Here is a 1,598-nt window from a genome sequence, read left to right on the forward strand (position 1 = left end):
TGAATATTGCAAGCGATATTAAAGAAGAAGTAACTGAAATCATTGCAAAAAATGATAATTCTTTAAATACAGATAATGTGCCAGAAATTGCTCCAAATAAACCTAGTGATGATTTAGTTATTCCAAGTAATCCAAATACGACACCAGATACGCCAAGTAATCCTGATAATAATACAAGCACACCAGAAAATAAGCCAAATGATAATAATGTGGCAATACCTGATGTGCCAGTGATTAAAGATGAAAAAGAATGGACTAAATTAGAACCTTCTATACCTAATAAATACTTTGCTAATAACAATGTAAATAGTTATTATTACTATTCAGAAGATTTAAATTCTAAAAGTGCAGCAAGTCTTAATTTAGGAACTATGACACTTGATTTATATGGTAGAAAATTAGAAAACGATAAGAGTGTTAAATCTTTTGATTATTATACTTTAGATGGTAAAAAGAATACTCTTACTAGCAATAGCTACAATGTTTCTGATTTAGGAACTAAAGAAATCAAAACTCAAAATTATAACTTGCAAAATACTAGTCTTAATACGCCTAATGCTGAAAAGAATTTAGAATATTCATCAGATTATGCTAGTTTTAGTGCAAATAAAAATGAATTAAAAGCTCAATTAATTGGTATTAATTATGATTTAAGCAAATCAGATTTATCTCATTTTACAACTTTAAAAGATGATTGGAATAGTTTTAAAAGTGATATAGAAAAAAATAATCAAACAGCTATTAATTATTACTCAAATACAAATTCTGCCGCTGAACTTGATTTATCAAGAGGACTTTTAACTTATTATTCAAAAGAGCAAACTAAAAAAGATGGTAGGGATAGTGCTTATAATTTAAGATATTTTGTTATGAACCATAATTATTTACAAATGCGTGAATATGATATAGAAGATTTAGAATACAACGGCTATACAATGAATTTTCAAGCTCCTACTGTTGTAGATTCAACTTCGGATCATTATAGAACTACTGCTTATGTCAATAAAGAACAAATTGAATACACTGCAAAAAATGGTAGTTTGGATTTAAATATTTTAAATATAAAAGAAAATTTAAAATTTACTAATTCTTCAAATTATAGAAAGCAATTAGCTGATTGGGATAATGAGAAAACTAAATTCTTTACAGAATTTTATACAAACCCAGCTCAAGAATTTTATTATGCTGATACGAAAAATAATTATGTTAAGTTAAAGCCAAGTGATTCGTATTTTGCTAGTTATAGCAAGATTAATGATACTACTGATGTTTTATTTGAATTACAGAATAGTAAATTATTAGGAGTGTATAATAAAAATAATGTAATAACTAGAATAAATCCTCAAGTAAATTCAACTATGGATATTGATAATTCTCAATATAAATTAAAAATTGATAGCAATGAACTTGATAAGACTTCTATTAAATTAGAAACGGAAGCAAGTAAGGCTAAATTACAAATAGAAAGCAAAATAGCAAATGAGGATTTAAAGATAAAAACAGATGAATTAAAAAAATCTTTAAATATTTCAGATATAAATAAAAAGATTAATGAGATTAAAAATAAGTAAGGAATATATATGAGAAAACTTGTAATT

The 1,598-nt window shown here is 25.3% G+C and carries 1 protein-coding gene; it reads left to right on the forward strand.

From position 1 onward, the window contains the following. On the forward strand, nt 1-1,571 hold a 1,571-nt coding region (locus tag AVBRAN9331_RS09655; RefSeq protein ID WP_336612919.1), incomplete at its 5' end, for a hypothetical protein. Nucleotides 1,572-1,598 lie beyond the last annotated feature (27 nt).

The organism is Campylobacter sp. RM9331 (assembly GCF_020137685.1).
Lineage (GTDB): Bacteria > Campylobacterota > Campylobacteria > Campylobacterales > Campylobacteraceae > Campylobacter_E.